Source organism: Lacihabitans sp. LS3-19 (genome assembly GCF_024343575.1).
In the GTDB taxonomy this organism is placed as follows: Bacteria; Bacteroidota; Bacteroidia; order Cytophagales; family Spirosomataceae; genus Leadbetterella.
In genome coordinates this window covers 53,077-77,400 of the sequence record NZ_RJUA01000012.1, presented here as the reverse complement: position 1 = coordinate 77,400, position 24,324 = coordinate 53,077, and the positions used below count along the sequence as shown (strand labels likewise).

Below are 24,324 nucleotides of genomic sequence, written 5' to 3'. Positions count from 1 at the left end.
ATTGGCTGCTTTTTTTGTTTATATTGCAAAAAAATCAGCGTATTTATGAAAGTTATCCTCTTAAAAGGCCCAAATGAATTTGAGTTGTCCGAAATCCCAAAACCAGTACCTGCAAAAGGGCAAGTTTTGGTAAAGATGGCTTTTTCTCCTATAAATCCATCTGATTTGGCATTTTTGACTGGCAATTACGGACTGAAAAAAGCATTTCCAGTTGTGCCAGGATTAGAAGGAAGCGGAGTTGTTGTTGCGTCTGGTGGAGGTTTTTTAGCCAATCGTCTTTTAAATAAAAATGTGGCATGTACAGCTCCAAATACGGGCAACGGCACTTGGGCTGAATATATGCTTACCGATGCAAATAAATGCATGGACTTGCAAAAAAATGTTAGTTTGAAGCAAGGGTCAATGTTGTTTGTTAATCCACTTACGGCCCTTTCTTTCATAAAAAAAGCCAAGAAAATGCATGCGGATTTAATAGTATTTTCTGCTGCTGGAAGTGCCTTGGGACAAATGGTTACACATTTTGCAAAAGAAGCCAAGATTCCAGTTTTTGGTTTGATTAGAAAAGAAGAATTGAAAGAAGAAGTTTTATCTAAAGGCTTTTCTGAAGTCTTTTGTACTGAAAAAACAGAATATCTAGAGACTTTAAAAACAGCAACAAAATCTTTCAAAAAAGTTTTGTTTTTAGATGCAATAGGAGGAGGACGCATGCCTTACGAAACTTTAAATGTACTGCCAGATAACTCCAAAATGATAATATATGGAAGATTAGATCAAAAGCCAAGTGATTTTTCTCCTCAGAATATACTTTTCAAACAAAATACAGTAGAAGGCTATTGGCTAAGTAAAGAAGCCCAAAAGAAATCCATCGTCGAGGTGGTTTTGGATGTTAGGAAAATTCAGAAAATGTTGAGTGCTGGATTTGAAACTACGATTCAAAAAACTATAAAAATGGAAGAGTTAAAGGACGGTTTAGAAACGTATATCAATCAAATGTCTTCTGGAAAAGTGCTTTTGGATTTAAATTGAAGTGTAAAGCTTTTTCCATTTATTCAAAGCCAGCACCATCAACGAAGTAGTATAGGCTTCAGATTGGAAATGCAGGACATTTCTTACCACTGTGCCGCCTGAGAAAAACACCCCGCCTTGCCAGGAACCATCTTCATTTTGATGTTCTAAAAGGTATTTTATGCTTAGGTCGATTCTTTCTTTAGGAACATCGTAGCCAGCTTCTTTGAGGTTGAGCAAGCTTGTCAAGCCATAAACTGTCGATTGTAAAATGTCCTTTTTGTTTACTTTTCTTCGGCTTTCAAAATGTCCATCGGGCAATTGGGTATCCAATAAGTGCGATAAAATACTTTGCCCTTCTGATTTTAGCTCATGATTTCCTGCCAAAATATTTTTAGAAACTGCATAATGAAAATGGTATTTATTGGGATAATACATTCCGGCTCTGCTCCAGCGACCTCTATTTATTTGATAACTTATCAGTTTATTAGCTCCATTTTTTCCAACAGATTGATCTAATTGATTTGTTGTGGCCAAATAGGTCAGAATGTTGGCATTGACCACCGCATCTATATCATTGGCTCCCCAAGGTATATATGGTACAAAAGGATGCGGATAAGCACCGCTAGAAGGTAAAAAGAAGATTAGATTATGCCCTGCTGCTTTTAGAAAACTCCAATGTTTAAAGTCTCGCTCTTGGCCTTGCCAGGTCAAAAATGCATTTGAATGTCTTGGTATTCTAACCAAATAATTATGCCAATGATAAGCTTTTCGGTTGCTGTCAAGATATTTATCAAATGCTGCTTGACTTATTGTTTTAATAGCTTTATCCCCAAATATTTTTGAATAATAAAACAAAGAAAGATTCCCTGTGGAAGTGTCGTCATTGTCAAAAGCAACGTTTGCTGCATTATTGATAAATCTGCTTTTTAATTTATAATGCGTTGGTCTTCTCACCAAAGCATCCGCAGGATTGTCCATTTTTCTGGATAAATCTCTATTAGGTGGCAATAGTTTCCAGAAATTAAATAAAGAATCTTTTTTATATCTTAGCAGCTCAGGATAGGCTTTCTCAAGCATAGGTTTGATAGAAGCTTGTGTAGTATCCAACAAATATGCTTCAGAGAGTGCATTGAAAATTCCCGTCATATTGAAACAGTTGGAGTCGCGGTATTTTTCAGATTTACCTAAAAGCACAAAAGCATTGGTCATGTGCATGTAAGCGGGCCATTCTCCTTCAAAAACCTTGTTATCTATTGTAGTTTTTACCTGCTCTTTTTCTAAAAAAATTAAGGCTTTTTGTCTGGCCAAATTTATTTCTTCCGTCGAAACGGTTTGTCCCATTAAGACAGAAAATGAAAAACAATAAAATACCCCAAAGGCTATTTTCATAGATATTAGGCTAGTTGATCTGCAATTTTACGGTCATTGGCTAAGCGAGGCACTTTGTTTTGTCCACCCAATTTGCCTATCGATCGCATATATTCTATAAAGGAATTGGTTTTCAGCGGTTTTATAACCAGTGGTCGCAATATGTTTCCATCTATTAAGTCCTGATAATATACATTGAGTTCCACCATTTTTTGGTCTAAATCTCGCTGAAATTGGTCAATATTATGCGGTGGTTTGGCAAATTCAACCAACCATTCATGATAGGGGAGGCCTTCGGTCGGAGCAACCATGGGTGCTACTGTAAATTCCACAAGTTCTACTTCTGGATGGAGGGAACAAGCATGTTTCATCGCTTTTTCTACTTCTTCGCCTATTACATGCTCACCAAATGCAGATATAAAATGTTTGATTCTGCCTGAAACCTCAATTCTATGTGGATTTAATGAAACGAATTTTACAGTATCTCCGATTGAGTATCCCCAAAGGCCAGCGTTAGAGTTGATAATCAGTGCATAGTTTTTGTTTAATTCTACCTCACCAATGTGTAATCTACTTGGATTTTCATCAAAATACTCTTCTGCTGGTATAAATTCGAAGAATATCCCTGTATTTAGCAAAAGCAACATGCCGGGTTCTTTTTGGGAATCTTGGTAAGCTATAAATCCTTCAGAGGCCGGATAAAGTTCAATGGCATCTATTGATTTTCCGATAGATTCAAACAGTTTCGCTTTATAGGGTTCAAAATTTACGCCTCCATAAATAAATAGGCCAAAATCAGGAAAAACGTCTTTTATTTTCTTTCCCGTTCGTTCGGTTATTCTGTCAAAATACATCTGTACCCATGGTGGTATACCCGAGATCAAACCCATTGGTTGGTCAATGGTTTCGTCTATTATTTTATCTAGCTTCGTTTCCCAATCTTCTATGCAGTTGGTTTCATAGCTTGGCATTTGGTTAGTTCGTAAATACGCAGGAACATGGTGGTTTGATATGCCTGAAAGTCTACCCGTAAAAATCCCCGCTTTTTTGTCCATTTCTGGACTACCAGAAAGGAATATCAGTTTTTTGTCTAAATAGGAAGCGTTTCCTGTTTCGTGAATATAAGCCAAAATGGCGTTTTTGGCAGAATTGATATGGTTATGAATGGATTCTTTAGATATCGGAATGTATTTTACGCCAGAAGTAGTTCCTGAAGTTTTTGCCAAATACAGCGGTTTGTTTTTCCATAAAACATCCGATTCTCCTTTTAAAATTCGTTCAATATAAGGCTTCAATTCTTCGTAATCCCTTACTGGAACTTGCTTTTTAAAATCTTCATAGGTTTTAATTTGACTAAAATTGTGGTCTTTGCCAAATGCTGTTTGCTGTGCTTCTGCAACCAGTTTTTGCATCCATTGGGTTTGAGTTCCAATAGGATTTTTTAACCATTTTTTGGTTTGATAATCAACAAATGCCGCTAGAGGTTTACTAAAAAAAGACCTTATTCCCATATTTTATTCTTTGTCACAAAACTAACAATTTAAGCCCAAATCCGCTTTTTTTTGAGTGTAATATTTAGGATTTTAAGCTATAAATATTTTTGAAATTCAATTTTCTTTCTAAATTCTGATTTTTATCATATTCTTTAATTTTCAATTCTTTTTTCTAGATTAAAATAGCAATTTTTTTTATTAAATTATTCAAAATCAACTATTTAATTATCAAAATAACATTTTTATTAAATCTTGTTTTATATCATAGTAAATTGGGGTTTTTATAGATAATTTGCAAAAAAATAATCTTTTTTATGTCTGAAAAATTTAATCTAAAAGGCTACGGGATAAATCCGAAAGAAGTAATAAGAAATGTTTCACCTGCACAATTGTACAAATTGGCTATTCAGTATGAACCTGACGCCGAAATTACGAGTTCGGGTGCTTTGGCATTAAAGTCTGGCACAAAAACTGGCCGAAGTCCAAAAGATAAACGAATAATTGAGCGTCCTGAAAGCGTCAATGATATTTGGTGGGGCAATGTAAACATCAAAATGGATGAACATACTTTTGATATAAACAAACAAAGAGCCCTAGACTACTTCAATACCAGAACCAGAATTTATGTCGTAGACGGTTATGCAGGTTGGGACCCAAAATATCAAATCAAAGTTCGTGTGATTTGCACAAGACCTTACCATGCCCTTTTTATGCATAATATGCTTATCAGGCCCACACAGGAGCAATTAGCCACTTTTGGCGAACCTGATTATGTTATTTTTAACGGAGGCGAATTTCCTGCGAATTCTTTTACTTCGCACATGAATTCTCGAACAAGCGTTGACCTTTGTTTTGAGCGTAAAGAATTCGTAATTCTAGGTACAGAATATGCGGGTGAAATGAAAAAAGGGGTGTTTACAGTGATGAACTACATAATGCCAAAAATAGGCGTTATGAGTATGCACTGCTCCGCCAATATGGGCGATGAGGGCGATGTCTCGCTTTTCTTTGGTCTTAGTGGAACAGGAAAAACCACCCTTTCTGCCGACCCAGATAGAAAATTGATAGGTGATGACGAGCATTGTTGGTCAGATAATGGAATTTTTAATATCGAAGGCGGATGTTATGCTAAGGCCATAGACCTTTCGGCAGAAAAAGAACCTGAGATATTTAATGCTATAAAATTCGGGACGGTATTAGAAAATGTTGTACTAGATCCTGCTACCAGTGAAGTTGATTATACGAATAAAAGCATAACAGAAAATACGCGTGCCGCATATCCAATAGAATATATTCCGAATGCACAAATACCTTGTCTAGGTGGACATCCAAACAATGTGATTTTCCTTACGGCAGATGCTTATGGGGTTTTGCCACCAGTTTCAAAACTGAGTCCGGAACAAAGCATGTATCATTTTATTAGTGGTTACACCGCGAAAGTGGCTGGAACCGAAATGGGAGTTGATGAACCTCAGGCTACATTTTCGGCATGCTTTGGTGCGGCGTTTATGGTTTGGCACCCTAGCAAATATGCGGAGTTATTGGCGGAAAAAATCAAAAAGCATAATACCAAAGTCTGGTTGGTAAATACTGGCTGGATTAGTGGAGGCTATGGAGTAGGTAGTCGTATAAAATTGAAATACACTAGGGCTATTATTCATGCCATTCACAACGGAACACTTGATAAAGTTCCGACCATAAAAGACGAATTGTTTGGTTTCGAAATACCAACTTCATGCCCTGAAGTGCCCTCTGAGCTTTTGATTCCATCTAACACTTGGGCAGATAAAGCTGCGTATGAAAAACAAGCCAAGCATTTAGCCGAACAGTTTGTAAAGAATTTCACGAAGTTTGAAGCAGGTAGTTCGGCTGAGATTATTGGAGCAGGGCCGAAAGTATAAAAAAATCATGTCACAATTTTTAAATATTTGTGACATGAATTTCTTGTTATTTTACTCTTTTTAATACCCATGTGGATATACTTTCAAGAGCTACAGGTGCAAAAGTTTGCTCTATTTTAGCATATTCTTTTGGAGAACCTGTGGTGCTTTCTTGGAATAAGTGATTTAGATTTGGGAATTCTAAAATTGTAACATCGCTGTTTCCACCTTTTTTAAGAGACTTTTCTATTGCATTCAAATTTTCTTTTGGCGGTACTTGCAAGTCTTTTTCACCATTTATTGCCAATACTGGGCATTTTACATTTTCTAAAGTTGCTCTAGGGTCATGTTTTAAAAAATTCAAGAACCAAGGGTCTAAAATAGTGGTCAATTGCGTTTTTAAGAACTCGTCTTCAGTACCAGCTTTTTTACGCTCATTCGGGCTAGATTTGGCATAGATGGTTTTTAGTTTGGTAGTTAGATCTGCTTCTAACTTAGTATTATCGTTAGATTTTGCCACGATCTCAAAAATTTCACTACTTAGTTTTTTTGATTTTTTAACTTCTGCCTTTGAAGCACCATTTGCTTTTTCTATCAATGATGTTTGAATAGGAAGCAATTCCGCTCCCGAGATTCCAGGTCCAGCCAATAGCACTATGAAAGCAACATCTTTGTTTCTGGAAGCGACCATCGGGGCTATTAAACCGCCTTCACTATGGCCAATTAAGCCTATTTTGCTTTTTTCAATATCATCTCTAGTTAATAAATAACTTAAAGCGGCTTCCACATCTTTAGCAAAATCTTCGCTTGTAGCTCCTTTAAACTTTCCTGTAGATTCAAAAGTACCTCTGTCGTCATATCTTAATACGCCTATGCCGTTTTTGGTTAGATGGTCTGCAATAACTAAGAAAGGTCGGTGTCCAAGTAACTCTTCATCACGGTTTTGGGGCCCGCTGCCCGAAATCAAAATAACTACTGGGTATTTTCCTGCTTTTTTGGGTAGAGTAAGCGTACCTGCTAAAGTAATATTATCTGATTTGTTTTCAAATTTTACTTCTTCAGAATAATATCCATATGGCTCAATAGGGTCTTGAGGTTTTAATACTCTTTTTACAGCCACTTTTTCTCTTCCAAGTTCCATGGCTGTTTTAAAATTTCCTTGCGAAAACGTACCCGTAATTTTCGACTCCCCGTCTAATTCCCCCTCGTATTTGATTCCTGCATTTGTAACTTCAAGGTTTATCTTTTTACCATCAAAAACAGTACTGGTTACTGGAATGTCTTTGGCACCTTGGTCTGGGCTATCCATTGTGGAAACGTAAGTTTCGCCAGTTTTTTTAATATGAAATACCAAACGCAATTGCGTGCCTTGAACCGAAAGGACGCCGTTCCATTGTCCCTCTATAGCTTGTCCGAAAACAGTTTGAAAACTGAAAAATAATAATAAGAAAGTTAATTTTTTCATGATGATTTTATTTAAAATTTAGACATAAATATGACAGTCAGTATTTACAAAATACTGATATTTAACAATTTAGATTAAAAATTAAGGAATAAGCCGAACTATCATAATCTCATAAAAATAGGAAAAGATTGAAGATAGTATGATAGCTACAATAAACAAGATAGCTGATTTTTCACCTTTTATATTTGAGGATATTCGAAATGCATTGTACATAAGAGCAATTACCCAGACAGCTATAGCTAGGGTTAATAAAGCAAAAACTATCAAAATAGATATTTCTGATAGAGGAACGTCAGAGAGCAAATTTGGGTCAGCGGGATTGGTCTTTACAGCAGCCGAAATTTTTTGAGTAATTCCATCAATAGGTAAAAAACCAAGAAAAGAAAATAATATAAAAGGTATTCGAGAAACTGCTATGGTACCAAATATATCGATAGCTCTAATGTGAGATTTTGATGCGAAAACTCCGAAAAGGTAAATAATAGTTGAAAAAATAATCCAATGACCTAAGTTTTGTACCAACAATCTAGGTATTGACATAGCATTGGTTCCAGTTTGAGCTGAAATAATACTCGGGAAAGTAACACCACTAAAATGTGCTATAATTGAAATTATAATAATTGCAGTAAGGCCAATACCCAGTGCTTGCACCCCAGCAATTTTATTAAATGGATTGTAAATGTTCTTGTTCATTTTATTTGTTTTTTAGGGTATCAATTTTTCCAATTAGGTCGTCCAACATATTTCTAACAGTAGGATAACTCAAGTTTAATTGTTGGGCCATTACTTTCAAACTTCCGCTGGTTTGAACAAAATCCATTATAAAGTTTTGCTCCTTTAGATCTAGTTTTAGAAATACGGGTAAGTCAAAAGAACCATTAATATTTGTTTGGCATTTGTCACAGAGCAAACTCTGAACCTTTAGCTCAGCTTCACAACTCGGACAGGTTATTGGTAGTTTCATTAATTTCATATTTATGATACAAAAGTAATAATGAAATTCATATTTGCAAGTATTTTTTTAATAAAGTTAAATTTGTATTTAATTTTATTTATATTTTTATGATTTAAATTGATTCTGAATTGGAAGTTTTTGGGTTTTATTTAGAAATAAGAGAACTAGTATTTTTATGAATTTCTTCGGTTCTACCAGCTAGTTTTATATGCAGTACTAAAGTTTGGAGGAAAATAGCATGAGAATGTTGGATTATTTATTTAAAAATTAGAAGCGAATTTAAAGTATTTATTAATCTCCACACATTATTTGTTACTTAGAAATTCTCTAGAAAAGAAATAGAAGTATTTTTTTTCAAAAATTGGTTTTGAAAAAGCGTTATTAAAAAACGATATTGTAGTTTTTGATTAATATTCGGACTTCAAATCTCATTTTGACTTCATGCTCACCCTTGGCAAAATAGGCAAGCTCTCATGACCACCAATGCCAACGGCTTGCACTGCAAATATGTAATTGTCTTTAGAGTAAGGAAGTTTTAGTTCTAAGTTTTCGGTGTAAAATTTCTTTTGCCAAAACGACTGATGGGTTTCTCGCATTAGCACATAATAGGCTGCTGTTTTTCCAAATTTTGGTGCAGACCAATGCAGATTTGTCGAATTTCCCAGTCCTTGTACATCTATCAAAACGTCCTCCGGCACTGCTGGAGCTTGAGCCAATGTAGCCAAAGAAGCTAAATTGACAGCCACATTTTTCCTTAAATATTCAAAATCCATAAATTTTTCAAGGTCTCCGTACTCTATACCTTTTTCAGTTCTGAGGTCTTGGTGCTGATGTAAATAGTTCTCGTTCATTTCTGATATTCTAACTGCTGCAAATCCTTCCGTTACGAATGGCGTGTGATCACCACCCCGCAGAAATCGGTCGTTTCTATATATCATCACCACTTCTAAATTGTCAACATAACGCTCTCCAAGTTCTTTGACATAGCGAGCCACTTGCCTCGCACCTCCATCTGCTTCATAACCAAACTGTCTTATGGCTCCCACTTTTTTGTCGGTTTCAAAGGCCGGAATTCCTTCACTAAAAACCCTCACTCTGGTATTATCTATTATATTGGTTTCGTTGGCATTGTTTGAGCCCATAATGTCGTTGTTGAGCAATGCCACCAAATTCCAGTTTTCAGCCTTAGCTTTTTCAGCCAGATATTTGGCTCCCAAAAGCCCTTGTTCTTCACCGCTAAAAACAGTAAAAATAACCGTAGCTGGGAATTTTGAAGAAGACAAAACTCTGGCAAGTTCCATTACGGCCACTGTTCCACTACCATCGTCATTAGCCCCTGGTGCATCAGATGTCTTATCCATCACGTCTGTTACGCGACTGTCTATGTGCCCACTGACCATAAAAATACGCGTGTCTGTTGGGTCAGTTCCTTTTAATACGGCCATCACATTTTCCATCTTTATTTGCCTATCTACCCGTCTGCCGTCAGGTTCTAGTGTCCATTTGTCCAAATATGCGGTCATTCTTCCGTTGGAGTTTTTGGCATAAGACTCAAACTTACTTAAAACCCATTTTCTGGCAGCACCTATTCCTTTGTTAGGTATTTCGTCGGTGCTTAATGTACTTCTTGTGCCAAAATCAACCAGAGTGTGTACGTATTTCTGAAGAGAATCTGCTGAGATTTCTTGGATATATTTACTGATTATAGGATCTCTTTTTACAATTTCTTGTGCTTCAGATTTTTGACTAAATATCAATAATGCGGCAAATAAAACAATTAGATTTTTCATAAAGGTTTGGTGATGATAGAAAATTAATTTTAAATATAAAACCAGAAGTTTCTATTTTACTACCAAAGTATATTTATTGTTTTAGAAAGTGGACAAAGCCCTTGTTTTTGTAGGTATGTATTTAGAAAAGCTTTAAATATTCTAAGCATCAAAATAAACCCTAACTTTGTACTTCAAACGAAAAGCATCAAATAATGATAAAATTAACGGTAAACGCTGCTGAAACTTTCCCAATTTTAATTCTACCTTTTTTTGAGAGTGAAAACCTTCAAGTGCTATTGAATAGCATAAGTGAACAAATAGGTTTTGAGCAAAAAGAGCTTTATGCTGACTTCAAAGCAAAGGCAAAAGAGACAGCGATTGGCATGACCAGAACGCAACAAAAAGTATATTTCTTAGGCTTAGGAAATGGTAAAAACCCATCCGAAGTGAGTAAGGTTTTCAGAAGTTTTTTTAATGCCAATAAGGATAAATTTAAGAACGATATTAGTGTTTTCTTGCATAATAGTCAATTAGGAAAGGTAGCAGCTGATATAGCTCAAGGTATATTTTTAGGTGAATATCAAATAGCAAAACTCAAAACGGCCCAAAAAGATTTAATCTCAATTTACGAATCCAGAAGTACTATTAATTTCCAATCTGATAGAGATTTACAAAAATTGCTCGAAAGAGGACGTGCTCTTGCCGAAACCCAAATGAAAATTATGACTTGGGTAGATGCCCCAGCCAACTACAAAACTCCGCAGATGGTGGCCGCTTGGATTCAAGAATCTGGAAAAGAAAATGGATTTGAAGTAGAAGTATTTGACGAAAAAGCTTGCGATGAAATGGGTTTAAAGGCTTTGTTGGCGGTAGGAAGAGGAAGTATAGATAATCCTGCATCATTTGTGGTTATGAAATATACACATCCAGAAGCTCAAAAAACAGTTGGTTTGATTGGCAAAGGCGTTACTTTCGACACGGGTGGCGTTTCCTTAAAACCAGGAGATAACATGAATTATATGAAGTCTGACATGGGAGGAGCGGCAGCTGTAAGCGGAACCATTGAAATGGCGGCTAAATTAAAGCTCAAGGTAAATATTGTAGTAGCAGTGCCTTTAACAGAAAACTGCATTGATGGTAAAGCCGTAAAGCCAGGAGATGTAATTGGTTCCTATTCTGGAAAAACCATTGAGGTAATCAATACGGATGCAGAAGGCAGACTAATATTGGCGGATGCTTTGGCTTATGTAAAGAAAAATCATCAACCGGATGTTATGATAGATTTAGCTACGTTAACGGGAAATTGCATTCAAGCTTTGGGATATGCAGCAGCGGCTTTGTTGTCCAATAATGATGATTTGGCAGATTCTATCAGTAAAGCAGGCCTAGAAACTGGAGAAAAAGTATGGCGTATGCCACTTTGGGACGACTACAAAGACATGATGAAATCTGATGTTGCCGATATCAAAAACCTATCAACAGCACCTTTGGCTGGAGCTATTACAGCTGCCAAGTTTTTGGAAGAATTCATAGACGGACACACAAATTGGGCTCATCTAGACATTGCAGGTGTAGCCTTTGGCGATTCAGAGTACGGCTCAATGAAATCTTCAACTGGGTTTGGTGTGAAGCTTTTGGTGGAGTGGTTGGAGACGAATTTGTAGAAATATTGGCTATAAATATAGACAAAAAAAAGCCGCAGCAGAATCATTTCTACTGCGGCTTTTTCAATTATTAAAAAATCAATAACCAGGATTTTGAACTAAATAACCTACTAGGTTAGATGCACCGTCAATAGCAGTTTGTGGTATCGGAAAAATACGTTTGTTTTTGTCTGAGTCGGTTTTCTCAGTCCATTGTCCTTCATATTTACCAAATCTCACCATGTCAGAACGACGTAGCATTTCCCAATAGAACTCAAAACCACGCTCACGGAATAATAAATCCAAAGTGATAGTATCTAATGGTTTTGGTGGAGTGGTTAATGTACGAGCAGCTCTAACAGTGTTTACATCAGCCAAAGCCGCTGCTGTATTATTGCTTTTACGTAATTGAGCCTCAGCTCTCATTAAATATACATCGGCTAATCTTACGATAACAATATTAGCATCTCCTCTGTTTCTACCAGAGTTTGAAGTTGCAGCAAACTCGTATTTTTCAACTCTATATCCTGATGGATAGTCACTTCCTTCTGGTGTAAAATCAATTTTTTCGGTAAATATCACTTTTTTGTCAGGACGATTTCTAGTCAGGTTGGTCAATTCACCAACTTTAAATTTCCCATCGGCACATTTCAAAAACACTCCATTTACTCTAATTAAGCCATATTGCTGTCCTCTTAATATTCCTCTATTTATCTTGAAATCACTTCCTGCCACACAAGTATCTACACCTGTTGAGTAGATTTTAAGGTTTTCTTGATAAAATCTTGGGTCAACAGTTGGGTCGTTTGGAGCATTTGCATCTACCCAAGTTCTATAAAAATCTGAGGTAATTCCCGGGCCGTCTGTTCCGTTTGCAGAAGGATAATCTGGAAGCGGGAATTGGTCTCCAGAGAGCGAGAAATAAGCCATTCTGTTGTGTCCGTTCAATTCTGGCCTTTGGTCTACCGCAAAAATAATCTCAGAATTATCCTGGTTTTTATCTCCAAAAATTGAGAAATAATCATTTGAAAGTTTGTATTCGTTAGAGTTGATTATCTTATCGCAATAAGAGATAACATTATCCATGTCAGAGGCTTTGAAATCAAAGTTTGCACCATAGCGGTCTCTATAAACCCCTGCATTTAAATACAATCTAGCTAATAAACCCCAAACACCTGCTTTTGTTAATCTTCCATGTCCAACAGCCGCTCTATTTTGAAGGTTTGGTTCAGCTCTTAGTAATTCAGAGATTAAATAATCAACAGCCTCTGTACCTCGCAATATTTCTGAAACTTGACTAGCATCCTCTTTTTTGAATACAATTCCGTACAAATCAAATATCAATAAATTGTAAAAGGCTTTCATTCCGATTGCCTCTGCTAGATAAGTTTTAGCATTTGCGTCTTTCATGTCAGGCAGTGCATTTATAGCAGATACACAACGAGACAATGCTTGTACCAAAGGATTCCATGTATTTCTTACATTGGCGGTATTGCTATTGTAAGTATGTTTATGTAGCTCTAAATATATACCGTTATCGCCCCAATCGGTACCACCTCTATACGGCAAAATAGCTTCGTCACTCGTTATCTCTTGAAGAGAGAAATAAGTAGTATGCAAGTATATATTTGGCAAAAGTGCATATACTGGAGCTATTACGCCATTGGCTGCATCTTTTTCAGAAACCGTGGTATTAAACGATTCGTCTAGTACTTGTTCTTCGAGGTCTGTACAGGCGTTGGTTAAGAAAAACAAACCAACGAAAGTGAGAATATAATTTAATTTTTTGTTCATTTTTTCAATATTTTAAAGTCCAATATTTAATCCAAATATCACAGATTTCGCCTTAGGATAAGTCAAATAATCAATTCCATAGGATGAAATTCCATTTACCGATCTATCAGTATTTACATCTGGGTCAAAACCATCATATTTAGTAATCACAAAAAGATTTTGTCCAGTTACACTTAGTTTCAATGTTGGAATATATTTTTTAATTCCTAGTTTGGAAGTGTTGATATTATAACCTAAAACGGCATTATTTAGTCTAAAGAAAGATCCGTCTTTTAAGAATCTAGTGCTTACTGGGGCAGAGTTGTTTATAGATTCTTCAGGATATTTTATCGCTTCGTTGGTAGTGTTTACTCCTTTCGAAAGCCTTAATTTATAAAAATTAGCATTGGCAGTATTGTCATAGACTTTGTTGCCTGACACGCCATTGAAATTTAATCCCAAGTCAAATCCACCATAACTTAAACTTCCGTTTATATTATACATTTTATTTGGAAGTGCTGTTCCTGCTGCAATTCTATCTTTGTCGGTTACAATTCCGTCGCCGTCAATATCTTTATATTTGCTTAATCCATTTTCATCAAATCCTATAAATTCTTTCAAGAAGAATGTGCCTATAGGTTGGTCGTTGATATAGCCATTTATGGTAGCAGACGTAAGTCCAGAACCCGAAGCAGAACCTGAAGGAATCACTGAATATGGTGAGTTTTTAACGATGTTATTGATAAATGTAATGTTACCACCAATTTCATATCTCATTTTATTGCCAAGGTTTTTTCTTAACAATAATTCAAACTCAAGACCTTGATTGATGATTTTCATGTCTTGCACATTGGTCCACAAAGTACCCGCTGGTTGTACTGGGTCTGACGGAATAACTTCCAAAAGGATGTCTTTCGATATTTTATTAAAATAATCCACGGTTCCAGTCAAAGCACCGTTAAATAATCCAAAGTCGATACCTAAGTCTACTTGTGATGATACTTCCCACTGGATATTCGGATTGGCCAATCTCGAATAGGTAGTGCCAGCAGGATAAGTGCTACCAGCGTCTAAAGGATAACTTGTTGAACTTGAAATAGATGAAGTAAACAAGGCTTGTGTAATTTTAGAAGGAATCTCTTGATTTCCTGTTAAACCCCAGCCTGCTCTTATTTTCAAATCATCAAATTTCGTATTTTTCAAGAACTCCTCCTCTGACAACCTCCAACCTAATGAGAACGAAGGGAAAACACCATATTTGTTATTTGCACCAAATTTTGAAGAACCATCGACTCTTACCGTTGCAGTTGCTAAATATTTAGAATTAAAGTCGTAGTTTACTCTTGAGAAAAACGATTGCAATTCATTCAAAGTAGCAAATCCCGATGGTTTATTGTTTGCCAAAGTCAAATCTTGTCCAAGGCCTGGGTTATATCTTGGCTCGATATCATTCAAAGGAAATTTATTAATACTGTAAGACCTTCCTTGAAGAAATATTTTTTGATAAGAATGCCCTGCTAAAGCTGTTACAGAATGCATATTTTTACTTAAAGTATATGTCAAGTAATTCTCTATCAGTCTGTTAGTGTTGTTGTAATTGATAGTATTCAAACCTCCTAATACCAACGGCTCTAGATTCGGCAGAGATTGCAAATCACGTGTTGAAGAAGAATTATCGATGCCAAAATTAAGTTTGTAAACCAATCCTTTTGTGATTGTAAAAGAAGGACTGATATTGCCTAAAACCCTATTAGTTGTAGTATTGTCAGAATCCAATGCTAGCGTAAGCATCGGATTAGTGCCATCAGCATATTTTTTTAAATTCCCATCTGAATCATAAGGTACGTAAGTAGGATTGGCGGAAAGAGCACCACCTATTAATCCTTGGTAGTTTGGTCTTTCATTTTTAGTAGTCGAGGCACTTAAGTTTACATCTATGCTCAGTCTATTATCCCAAAAGTTCTGATTGAGATTTACCCTTCCGCTATATCTGTCAAGATTACTATTTTTTAAAACACCTTCTTGTTTTTGTACACCAAAAGAACCAAAATATTTCAATTTGTCAGTACCACCACTAAGAGCCAAATTGTGATTTTGGGTCATGGCCGTTTGGGAAATCTCCTTTTGCCAATCTGTGTTTCCACCATCGTCAATAAAACTTGCCCCGATTTTTTTGATTTCAGACCTAAATTGATCCGCAGAAAAAACATCAATTGGTCTTGCCATTTTCGAAAATCCGATACTTCCTGAATAGTTTAAACTAGAAGCTCCAGTTTTGCCTTTTTTAGTTGTTATTAAAACCACGCCGTTTGCTCCTCTTGAACCGTATATGGCAGTAGCAGAGGCATCTTTTAATACATCAATAGACTCAATATCAGCAGGATTAAGAAAAGTAAGAGGGTTTGTAGCTCCACCAACACTTGAGTTGTCAAGTGCAAATCCATCGATTACAAATAGTGGTGTACTTCCTGTTCTTACTCCACCTGGACCTCTCACGCTGATATTTAATGCCGCACCAGGCTCACCACTACTTGCAGTAACGTTAACACCTGCAACTTTTCCTTGTAGCAATTGCTCTGGAGAGTTAATTATACCTTTATTAAAAGATTCACTTTTAATCGATTTAACAGAACCTGTTACATCTTTCGAGCGAGTGTTTCCATAACCAATTACTACTATTTCATTTAGAAGTTCGGTATTTGAGGCCAAACTAACATTGATTTCGGTTCTGCTTCCTACCACAATTTCTTGGGGATCATAACCTATAAATGCAAATACTAAAACAGCGTTGTCGTCAGGAACAGGAATGCTATAATTGCCATTTACATCAGTGATAACTCCTTTGGTGGAGCCTTTCAGGGTAACTGTGCTTCCAATCAAAGCTTCGCTTGTAGTTTGATCTTTAACAGTGCCTTTTACGATTTTTTCCAAGGTCCGATTTTCGGCTTGAGAGTAAGGAATACTAAATGCCAGCCAGCACAGCAGTGTTCCGAATAGTAGAAGTTTTCGTTTCATAGAGATATTATTAAATTTAAAAAATTCACACAAAGTAAATCCCCGAATAGATATAGAAATGAAGTGATTCCATTCTTATTCATTTCTTAAAATTGGCAGCAAAAAAATAATATTACTTTATTAGAAAAGTAAAATTGAATTAATAAAAATTGATTATTAGTCGATTTTTGCTCAAAATTGATTCTATTGGTAATTGTTTTAAAAAACTTTTAAATATATGAATTTTTTAATAAAAAATATTTTTATACCACTTATAATGAAAATATTTTTGTTCAAATATGCCCTATAAAGCAAAACCCAATTACAAAATGAATGTAATTGGGTTTTCACGAGAACTTTCCTGATTAGGATTATTTCTTTATTCTTTCATAAAATATAGCAGAAGCGGCATATATAATTGGTAAAACATAGAATATTCCGACAATTAATGCTAAAAAGCCCAAAATCCCGATTCCAATTGCCAATAAGATATATACAAAATAATCAGCTTTATGTCCTTTCATCATTCCCCAACTTGCCTTGAGCACATCTACAGCCGATATAGTTGGGTTGTCTGCTAAAATAAACATCGACATCGATAAACCTATTCCGGCAATAATCCCAGGAATAATTAGTAAAATTAAGCCAAAAACTACAGCTACTGCAATAAGGAAAGTTACAATCAAAGCCGGAATAAAGTTTTTAAAGCCATCAAAAATTTGTTCGATTCTTACTTCTTTTCCTCTTATTATATTTAAGAAAAAAGTGGCCATCCCTAAACTCATAGGTGCAGAAAGAAGTATTGACAAACTTGCAAACTTAGGGTCGATGCTAGAAGGGATACCAGAAATAAAAGACATAATCAAAACTGCTGCAATAGCTAATAAATGCTTTCCTGTCAGCTTTTGATTTGCTTCTTTAAATAGGTCAATAATGCTCATTTTATTAATGTTTAGGATTATGTAAAGTTTTTAAAAATCTGTATTTGCCTTTTTAATTTTCAATGGCACAATCCAGATGTTTCGGTAAAGTACATTGTGGCCTTCGGCTTGGAGTTTTAGTCCACCCGGTCTGTCAGTTATGCCTTTTCCGCCATCATTTCCTCCATCTTGGCCTGAGTTTGGACCTCCCCAAACCTGGCTGATTTTTTGGTTGGTATGAGCTTTTTTGCCGTTAAAGTACATCGTAACCATTGGGTCTTCTACTCTTTTGCCGTCTTCAAACCTCGCCGCTCTGAACACGATGTCGTAAGAATTCCATTTACCGATGCCATTATATGCAAAATACGGCGATTTACTTTCGTTTATTACCGCCCCCAAACCATGGCTTGTAGAGTCTCCATCCAAAACTTGGATTTCATAGCGATTTTGTAAATAAACGCCACTATTGCCCCCTTTTTCTTTGATAAAAAACTCTACATGAAGTCTGAAATCTCCAAACTCTTCTTTCGTTACAATGTCAGCTGCTCCGTATAAACCGCCAGCTGCGGCAGGATCGTTGGTATTTACTACGGTTCCAGCATCTACTGGGTCATTTTGTATTTCCCATTTTATTGGCATACTTGCTTTTAAGCGTGGGCCATTCCAATACTGCCATTTTTCATGTAGCATTTCATAAGAACCATCAAAAAGGATTTTTGCTTTTTTGGGAGCTTTTGCTCCTACACCTATTTGTCCGTTTGAAAGGAAAGAAACAAAAAGTAGAAAAAAGGTAAATATTTTATTCATGTTAAGGTTTGATTATAATAAATATCTAAAGTAAACAAAATCAAGCTTTATTGCTAAATTGGCACAATTAATTCTTTAAAAAATGAATAGAATCAGTTTTTGGTTTTTGATGTTGTTGGCAACAAATTTATGTATTGCCCAAAAAATCCATTCTCATAACGATTATGTAAGAGACAAACCTTTTTATGAAGCCTTCGAAGCTGGGGCGTCTTCTATTGAAGCTGATGTGTATTTAATAAATAATAAACTCTTTGTAGCTCACGAAAAAACAGAAATTGACTCTTACCGAAATCTCGAAAACCTATATTTAAAACCTTTAAATGCAGTTTACAAAAAAAGAAAGAACAAACATATTGAGCTGCAAATATTAATAGACTGTAAAACATCTGGAGAAGCAACTTTAAGTGCCATCGTTGGACTTTTAAACAAATACCCAGCACTGGTTAATTCTAAAAACCTACGTTTTGTGATATCTGGGAATAGGCCATCTCCTGAAAAATATGCAGATTATCCAGCTTTTATTTTTTTCGATCATCAATCTCTAAATGATTTAGCAAAAGCCGATCCTAAGAAAATCGCCTTGGTGAGTTTTTCTTTTGCAAGATTCTCAAGATGGGACGGGAAGTCAACTTTCGAAGATGCCGAAAAGTTAAAAGCTACCATTGAACAGGTTCATGCTTCGGGTTTCCCAATTCGATTTTGGGCCACGCCTGATACACCATTAGCTTGGGAAACTATGCATCGATTGGGTGTAGATTTTATAAATACGGATTCACCTAAAGCTTGTAAAGATAGTTTTAAGGTAAATAAATAAAGGCCTTTTTAAAATTCTGAAATCCTATTTTTCATATCTGCTAATCTGTCATTATAAGCTTCTGCCAAACCTTGGTCTATCATATTTTTTAACTCTTTTTCGGCTAAGGCAACTTTATCTAAGGCATTTACTTTTTGTTTTTCTAAAATCGAAATCATCGCTTCGGTAATTAGAATTTGAGCTTTTGGAATAAAATTATTGGGTTTAAACAAAGCAAAATAGTCTTTTGCTTTTTCTAAATCATTTAAGGCATAACCATAAAAAAAGCTCGCATCTAACCAAACTGAGCCTTGCAAAGCAACTGGAACTTGTACGATTTTTTCGAGGTAAATATCTAGCGTTTCTTTTGCTTCAGATATCAATCCTTTGTCAAATTGTGCTTGAAATAAATAGCCTATTAAATATACTTCATAAGTGTCTTTGTGTTTGGCAGCCAGAGTCATTGCTGTTTTTACTTCTTCAATTTCAAGATCTCGAGGGCGTAGATTTGAACTCGTTTTGGCGATAATACTTAAAGTCATGACTTCTAAATCAGCTATTTCTCCTTTTGTTTGCAAACGCAAAATCCTAGCTCCATCAGTGTGAAAACCACCCGACTTTATAGGAATCATGGTTGCAACAAATATTAAACCCGAAAAAAAGGCGGTCATCTTACATAGCAAAATCAGAAAAATGAAATCTGAAGGGATAGCATAGATTATTGCAATAGCTAATAAAACCAGCAAAAGGCTAAACAATGGTCCTCCCGCTGCGTACCAACTAAATCTATTTTTTAGATTTTCACTATTTGTGGGTAAGCTAATGACTAAACCGCCAAAAAGGTTGAAATTTTTATTGAGTTTTATATCAATGCCGCTTTGGTTTTTTTCAATAAGTAAAGGACCAACTACATACATTTTAAACTCAAAACCAACTATTTTACCTAAAAAAGCATGACCAAGTTCGTGAAAGCCTATTACAAAAAAGAAAATTGGTATGAGTAATGCTAATAATCCAAATAGATGGTTTTTTGTTAAGCCATCAAGAGCTTCTTTAACCAGAAATTTACCTACAAAAAAACCTACAAAGCCACCTACAGCTAGCATCAAGGCAAATCCAATAACCTTTTTTAAATTCATAATTGCTTTTTTTTCAAAATTAGCGAAATTCTAAAATCCTTAAAGTAATTTTTTATAATCGGACAAATTTTAAAAACAAGTTTATTTTTCTAATGTTTTGATTATCATTTATTTAGAATTATTTTATCAGAATAAAACAAAAAAATATTTGAAATATTAAAATATGTATAAGTACTTATATATATTTGTAGATGAATTTTTATCAAGAACTCGGCCCTTTGGTATTTGGTACCCGGCTCAAAAGATTAAGCGATTATTTTTTGAGCGAAATCAACAAAGTATATGCAGATCAAAATATCCCTTTTGAAGCCTCATGGTTTGGTGTTTTTTTTCTTTTAGACAAACATGAGTCTTTGTCGATATATGAGATTGCCGAAACATTGGAAGTGTCGCATTCGGCAATTAGCCAATTGGTCAAAAACCTAATGGAAAGAAACTTACTCATTCTCACGCCTTCAGTAGATGATGGACGCAAAAAAGATATTGCTTTAAGCCAAGATGGAATAGTATTGTTAAAAATCATTAAACCTGTTTGGCAAGCTTTAGATCAAGCCATGACGGCACTTATGGATGAAAATGATGTTTTAAAAAATCTATTGAAAATCGAAAATGGATTTAATGAATTAGCCTTAAATGAAAGAATAAAATCTAAATTAAATGTTTAAATACGGAGAAGATTTTTTGGGTGTAAATGAAGTTTTGGCCTTAGTAAATGGAGAGCTAAAAGGTGAAATTTCCGAGAACACTTTAAAGAAAATAAACAAAAGTAGCAGCTGGGTTGACGAAATCGTTGCCAGTTCTGACATAGTTTATGGTATCAATACGGGTTTTGGGCCTTTATGTGATACGAAAATTTCGGAGTCTCAAACTTCCGAATTACAACACAATTTGCTCATTAGTCACAGTGTTGGGGTTGGTGAGCCCATCGCTTTGCATTTGGCTAAGGCCATGATGATTTGCAAAGTTCATTCACTTTGTCAAGCTTTTTCGGGTATCCGACTGGAAACTATCGAGCGTATCCTTTGGATGATAGATGAAGATATTATCCCAATGGTACCATGCAAAGGTTCAGTAGGTGCTTCTGGTGATTTGGCTCCATTGTCCCATTTGTTTTTGCCGCTCATTGGCTTAGGGGAGGTATTTTACTTGGGAGAAAAATACAAAACAGTCGATTTACTTTACAAATTAGATAAAACACCTTTAACGCTTGGCCCGAAAGAAGGTTTGGCATTAATAAACGGCACACAATTTATTTTGGCACACGCAGTTTATGGGGTTTCAAGGCTTTTTCATTGTCTAGAAATCGCCGATATTGTAGGAGCACTTTCTCTCGAAGGCCTAATGGGTTCGGCAAAACCATTTGATAAAAGACTGCATGATATCCGAAACTATGAAGGAAGCCAATGGGTTGCACAAAGACTCAGGAGACTTTTAGAAGGTTCTGAGATTTTGGTGGCCCACCATGATTGTGATAGAGTTCAGGATCCATATTCCTTACGCTGTATGCCGCAAGCACATGGTGCATCTAGAAATGCCTACATTCATCTGAAACAATTGACAGAGATAGAGCTCAATTCGGTTACAGACAATCCTATCGTTTTGGGTTCACATGATACTATAAGTGGAGGCAATTTTCATGGTCAGCCTTTGGCTTTGCCTTTAGATTATTGCACTTTGGCAGCTGCCGAATTGGGAAATATCTCCGATCGCCGTTGTTATTTGATGCTTGAAGGTAGATACGGTTTACCGAGATTGCTGCTCGAAGACACTGGCCTCAATTCTGGTTTTATGATTCCTCAATACACTACCGCAGCATTGGTTTCAGAAAACAAATCATTGTGTTTTCCAGCTTCTGCCGATTCTATTCCAACTTCTCTAGGCCAAGAGGACCATGTGTCTATGGGCTCTATTAGTGGACGGAAGTTTCATAGTGTTTTAGACAATTTGGAATATATTTTAGCGATAGAATTGCTATATGCTGCTCAGGCTTTAGAATTCAGAAGGCCGCTAAAGTCTTCCGAAGCTTTGGAGGAAATCTTCGCTGAAATAAGAAAACATGTGGAATTTGCCACCAAAGACCGTAGTTTCTCTTATGATATCAATACACTTCATCAACTAATAAAAAGCCCGACTTTGACCAACATTGTTTCGAACAAACTAAAAGCCAATGAATCTTATGAAAAGCATTGTATTGCATAAATGGATTTCCAAATGACAAATCAAGAAGAAAACAACAGTTTTAAGGCTTTGATTTTACAAGGTATTCCACAAGAATTACCTAATAAAAAGCCCTATCCAACAGGAGTTAATTCTGCTCCGATAAGGAAAAATATTTTGACTAAACAGGAAAAGCAATTGGCTACTAGGAATGCTTTACGTTATTTTCCTTCTGAATGGCATCAAACTTTGGCACCAGAATTTGCCACCGAATTGAATAAGTTTGGACGGATATATATGCATCGCTTTAAGCCTGATTACAAAATGCATGCAAGGCCGATTAGTGAATATCCTGCTAAAAGTCTTCAAGCTGCAAGTATTATGTTGATGATCCAAAACAACCTTGATCCTGCGGTGGCACAACACCCCGAGGAGTTGATTACTTATGGTGGAAATGGTTCTGTGTTTCAAAATTGGGCACAATATTTACTTACCATGCAATATTTGGCAATAATGTCGGAAGACCAAACTTTGCATATCTATTCAGGCCATCCCATGGGTTTGTTTCCATCTTCAAAAAATGCCCCTAGAGTTGTAGTTACCAATGGGATGATGATTCCAAATTATTCTAAACCAGATGATTGGGAAAAATTCAATGCACTTGGCGTAACGCAATATGGTCAAATGACGGCAGGCTCATTTATGTATATTGGCCCTCAAGGTATTGTTCACGGAACTACTATTACGGTAATAAATGCCTTTAGGAAAATCTTGCCTAAAAATGAAAAACCTGCTGGGAAGATATTCTTAACCTCAGGCTTAGGAGGCATGAGTGGTGCACAGCCTAAAGCAGGTAACATTGCAGGCTGTATTACTATTTGTGCGGAAGTAAATGCTAAAGCCGCCACTAAAAGGCATGAGCAAGGCTGGGTAGATGTTTTGGTTGACGATATGGAAGACCTAGTAAAAAGGGTTCAAGAGGCTCAATCTAATAAGGAAGTTGTTTCTATAGCGTATATTGGCAATGTAGTTGACGTTTGGGAAGAATTTGACAAACGCGATATTTATATTCATTTAGGTTCAGATCAAACTTCCTTGCACAATCCATGGTCTGGAGGTTATTATCCAGTTGGATTGGGATTTGAGGAGGCCAAGGAAATGATAAGTAAAAACCCTTTGGAATTCGAAACTTGGGTTAAGAATTCATTGATTAGACAGGCAAATTCCATTAATAAGCATGCCAAAAAAGGTACTTATTTCTTCGATTATGGCAATGCATTTTTATTGGAAGCATCTAGAGCAGGAGCCGAAATTATGGCTGAAAATAAAATTGATTTCCGATACGCTTCTTATGTAGAAGACATTTTGGGGCCTATGTGCTTTGATTTTGGTTTTGGTCCTTTTAGATGGGTATGTACTTCTGGCAAAGCCGAGGATTTGGATAAAACCGATAAAATAGCTTTAAAGGTGATGCAAGAAATGCTAAAGACTGCACCTGATGAAATAAAACAACAACTAGAAGACAATATTGCCTGGATAATAGATGCCAATAAAAACAATTTGGTGGTTGGCTCCCAGGCTAGGATTTTATATGCTGATGCCGAAGGCAGAGCCAAAATTGCTGAAGAATTTAATAAGGCTATTGCCGAAGGTAAAATTGGCAATGTGGTACTCGGTCGCGACCATCATGATGTGAGCGGAACTGATTCTCCGTTTAGAGAAACCAGCAATATTCGTGACGGAAGCAGATTTACGGCTGATATGGCAATGCATAATGTTATAGGCGATAGTTTCAGGGGGGCTACTTGGGTGTCGATTCATAATGGTGGCGGTGTTGGCTGGGGTGAGGTAATCAATGGGGGCTTTGGAATGTTGCTGGACGGGACAAAAGAAGCAAGCAGCAAATTAAAGTCAATGTTGTTTTATGATGTAAACAACGGTATAGCTAGAAGGAGTTGGGCAAGAAACGAAAACGCCATGTTTGCCATAAAACGCGAAATGCAACGCTCAAAAAAACTGAAAGTTACGCTTCCAAATTTGGTGGATGATGATTTAATTGATGGTCTTGATTTTCAATAATTAATATTTTGACAATTATTTTGCTGTTTAATTATTTTAGCAGTATTTTTGCTGTCAAATATTTTTAACAATTAATTC

18 protein-coding genes are annotated in these 24,324 nt (G+C 36.0%); 7 read left to right on the top strand and 11 right to left on the bottom strand.

Features of this window, described 5'->3' with window-relative positions:
• Nucleotides 1-45: 45 nt before the first annotated feature.
• Nucleotides 46-1,026: a zinc-binding dehydrogenase gene (locus tag EGI22_RS10745; protein WP_255068349.1), complete on the top strand. Its 981-nt coding sequence runs from the start codon at nucleotides 46-48 to the stop codon at nucleotides 1,024-1,026.
• On the opposite strand, the gene EGI22_RS10740 is transcribed toward EGI22_RS10745, so the two are convergent.
• Nucleotides 1,018-2,397, bottom strand: a complete 1,380-nt coding sequence (locus tag EGI22_RS10740) for a prenyltransferase/squalene oxidase repeat-containing protein (protein ID WP_255068348.1) — start codon at nucleotides 2,395-2,397, stop codon at nucleotides 1,018-1,020. The two genes, EGI22_RS10745 and EGI22_RS10740, sit on opposite strands and share 9 nt — an antisense overlap.
• Nucleotides 2,398-2,402: 5 nt before the next feature.
• A complete protein-coding gene (locus EGI22_RS10735; protein ID WP_255068347.1) occupies nucleotides 2,403-3,887 on the bottom strand; it encodes a GH3 auxin-responsive promoter family protein in 1,485 nt (494 codons plus the stop codon).
• 296 nt (nucleotides 3,888-4,183) lie between these two features.
• Between EGI22_RS10735 and pckA the strand changes: the two genes are divergently transcribed.
• Nucleotides 4,184-5,770, top strand: a complete 1,587-nt coding sequence (gene pckA, locus EGI22_RS10730) for a phosphoenolpyruvate carboxykinase (ATP) (RefSeq protein ID WP_255068346.1) — start codon at nucleotides 4,184-4,186, stop codon at nucleotides 5,768-5,770.
• A 46-nt stretch (nucleotides 5,771-5,816) separates the two neighbouring features.
• Here the strand turns inward: pckA and EGI22_RS10725 are convergent, their stop codons facing one another.
• The 4 genes from EGI22_RS10725 to EGI22_RS10710 all read right to left on the bottom strand — a co-directional run bounded on the left by EGI22_RS10725 (nucleotide 5,817) and on the right by EGI22_RS10710 (nucleotide 9,959).
• Entirely contained in the window at nucleotides 5,817-7,214 is a 1,398-nt protein-coding gene (locus EGI22_RS10725; protein WP_255068345.1) for a S9 family peptidase, read from the bottom strand.
• Between the two features lie 81 nt (nucleotides 7,215-7,295).
• The gene (locus EGI22_RS10720) at nucleotides 7,296-7,907 is read right to left on the bottom strand and encodes a hypothetical protein (protein WP_255068344.1); all 612 of its coding nucleotides are present in this window, start codon (nucleotides 7,905-7,907) and stop codon (nucleotides 7,296-7,298) included.
• Between the two features lies 1 nt (nucleotide 7,908).
• Nucleotides 7,909-8,178 carry a DUF2089 family protein gene (locus EGI22_RS10715; protein ID WP_255068343.1) on the bottom strand — a complete coding sequence of 90 codons (270 nt, stop codon included), beginning with the start codon at nucleotides 8,176-8,178 and terminating at the stop codon, nucleotides 7,909-7,911.
• 419 nt (nucleotides 8,179-8,597) lie between these two features.
• Nucleotides 8,598-9,959: a M20/M25/M40 family metallo-hydrolase gene (locus EGI22_RS10710; RefSeq protein ID WP_255068342.1), complete on the bottom strand. Its 1,362-nt coding sequence runs from the start codon at nucleotides 9,957-9,959 to the stop codon at nucleotides 8,598-8,600.
• A 194-nt stretch (nucleotides 9,960-10,153) separates the two neighbouring features.
• Here EGI22_RS10710 and EGI22_RS10705 point away from each other — a divergent pair, with 194 nt between their 5' ends.
• Nucleotides 10,154-11,605: a M17 family metallopeptidase gene (locus EGI22_RS10705; protein ID WP_255068341.1), complete on the top strand. Its 1,452-nt coding sequence runs from the start codon at nucleotides 10,154-10,156 to the stop codon at nucleotides 11,603-11,605.
• A 78-nt stretch (nucleotides 11,606-11,683) separates the two neighbouring features.
• Here EGI22_RS10705 and EGI22_RS10700 read toward each other — a convergent pair whose 3' ends face one another.
• The 4 genes from EGI22_RS10700 to EGI22_RS10685 all read right to left on the bottom strand — a co-directional run bounded on the left by EGI22_RS10700 (nucleotide 11,684) and on the right by EGI22_RS10685 (nucleotide 18,078).
• Nucleotides 11,684-13,378 (bottom strand): RagB/SusD family nutrient uptake outer membrane protein, encoded by a 1,695-nt coding sequence (locus EGI22_RS10700; RefSeq protein WP_255068340.1) that lies wholly within the window; start codon nucleotides 13,376-13,378, stop codon nucleotides 11,684-11,686.
• Nucleotides 13,379-13,390: 12 nt separating this feature from the next.
• Complete coding sequence (locus EGI22_RS10695; protein WP_255068339.1) at nucleotides 13,391-16,372, bottom strand: TonB-dependent receptor; 2,982 nt, start codon at nucleotides 16,370-16,372, stop codon at nucleotides 13,391-13,393.
• A 350-nt stretch (nucleotides 16,373-16,722) separates the two neighbouring features.
• Nucleotides 16,723-17,292 (bottom strand): DUF975 family protein, encoded by a 570-nt coding sequence (locus EGI22_RS10690; RefSeq protein WP_255068338.1) that lies wholly within the window; start codon nucleotides 17,290-17,292, stop codon nucleotides 16,723-16,725.
• A 30-nt stretch (nucleotides 17,293-17,322) separates the two neighbouring features.
• Entirely contained in the window at nucleotides 17,323-18,078 is a 756-nt protein-coding gene (locus EGI22_RS10685) for a DUF1080 domain-containing protein (protein WP_255068336.1), read from the bottom strand.
• An 82-nt stretch (nucleotides 18,079-18,160) separates the two neighbouring features.
• On the opposite strand from EGI22_RS10685, the gene EGI22_RS10680 reads away from it, so the two are divergent.
• Nucleotides 18,161-18,892 (top strand): phosphatidylinositol-specific phospholipase C/glycerophosphodiester phosphodiesterase family protein, encoded by a 732-nt coding sequence (locus EGI22_RS10680; RefSeq protein ID WP_255068335.1) that lies wholly within the window; start codon nucleotides 18,161-18,163, stop codon nucleotides 18,890-18,892.
• An 8-nt stretch (nucleotides 18,893-18,900) separates the two neighbouring features.
• Here the strand turns inward: EGI22_RS10680 and EGI22_RS10675 are convergent, their stop codons facing one another.
• The gene (locus tag EGI22_RS10675) at nucleotides 18,901-20,010 is read right to left on the bottom strand and encodes a site-2 protease family protein (protein ID WP_255068334.1); all 1,110 of its coding nucleotides are present in this window, start codon (nucleotides 20,008-20,010) and stop codon (nucleotides 18,901-18,903) included.
• A gap of 191 nt (nucleotides 20,011-20,201) precedes the next feature.
• Here EGI22_RS10675 and EGI22_RS10670 point away from each other — a divergent pair, with 191 nt between their 5' ends.
• The 3 genes from EGI22_RS10670 to EGI22_RS10660 are packed head-to-tail and all read left to right on the top strand — an operon-like array spanning nucleotide 20,202 to nucleotide 24,246.
• The gene (locus tag EGI22_RS10670) at nucleotides 20,202-20,675 is read left to right on the top strand and encodes a MarR family winged helix-turn-helix transcriptional regulator (RefSeq protein WP_255068333.1); all 474 of its coding nucleotides are present in this window, start codon (nucleotides 20,202-20,204) and stop codon (nucleotides 20,673-20,675) included.
• The gene (gene hutH / locus EGI22_RS10665) at nucleotides 20,668-22,209 is read left to right on the top strand and encodes a histidine ammonia-lyase (protein WP_255068332.1); all 1,542 of its coding nucleotides are present in this window, start codon (nucleotides 20,668-20,670) and stop codon (nucleotides 22,207-22,209) included. Before EGI22_RS10670 ends, hutH begins: the two co-directional genes overlap by 8 nt.
• A 12-nt stretch (nucleotides 22,210-22,221) precedes the next feature.
• Nucleotides 22,222-24,246: a urocanate hydratase gene (locus EGI22_RS10660; RefSeq protein ID WP_255068331.1), complete on the top strand. Its 2,025-nt coding sequence runs from the start codon at nucleotides 22,222-22,224 to the stop codon at nucleotides 24,244-24,246.
• Nucleotides 24,247-24,324: the final 78 nt, after the last annotated feature.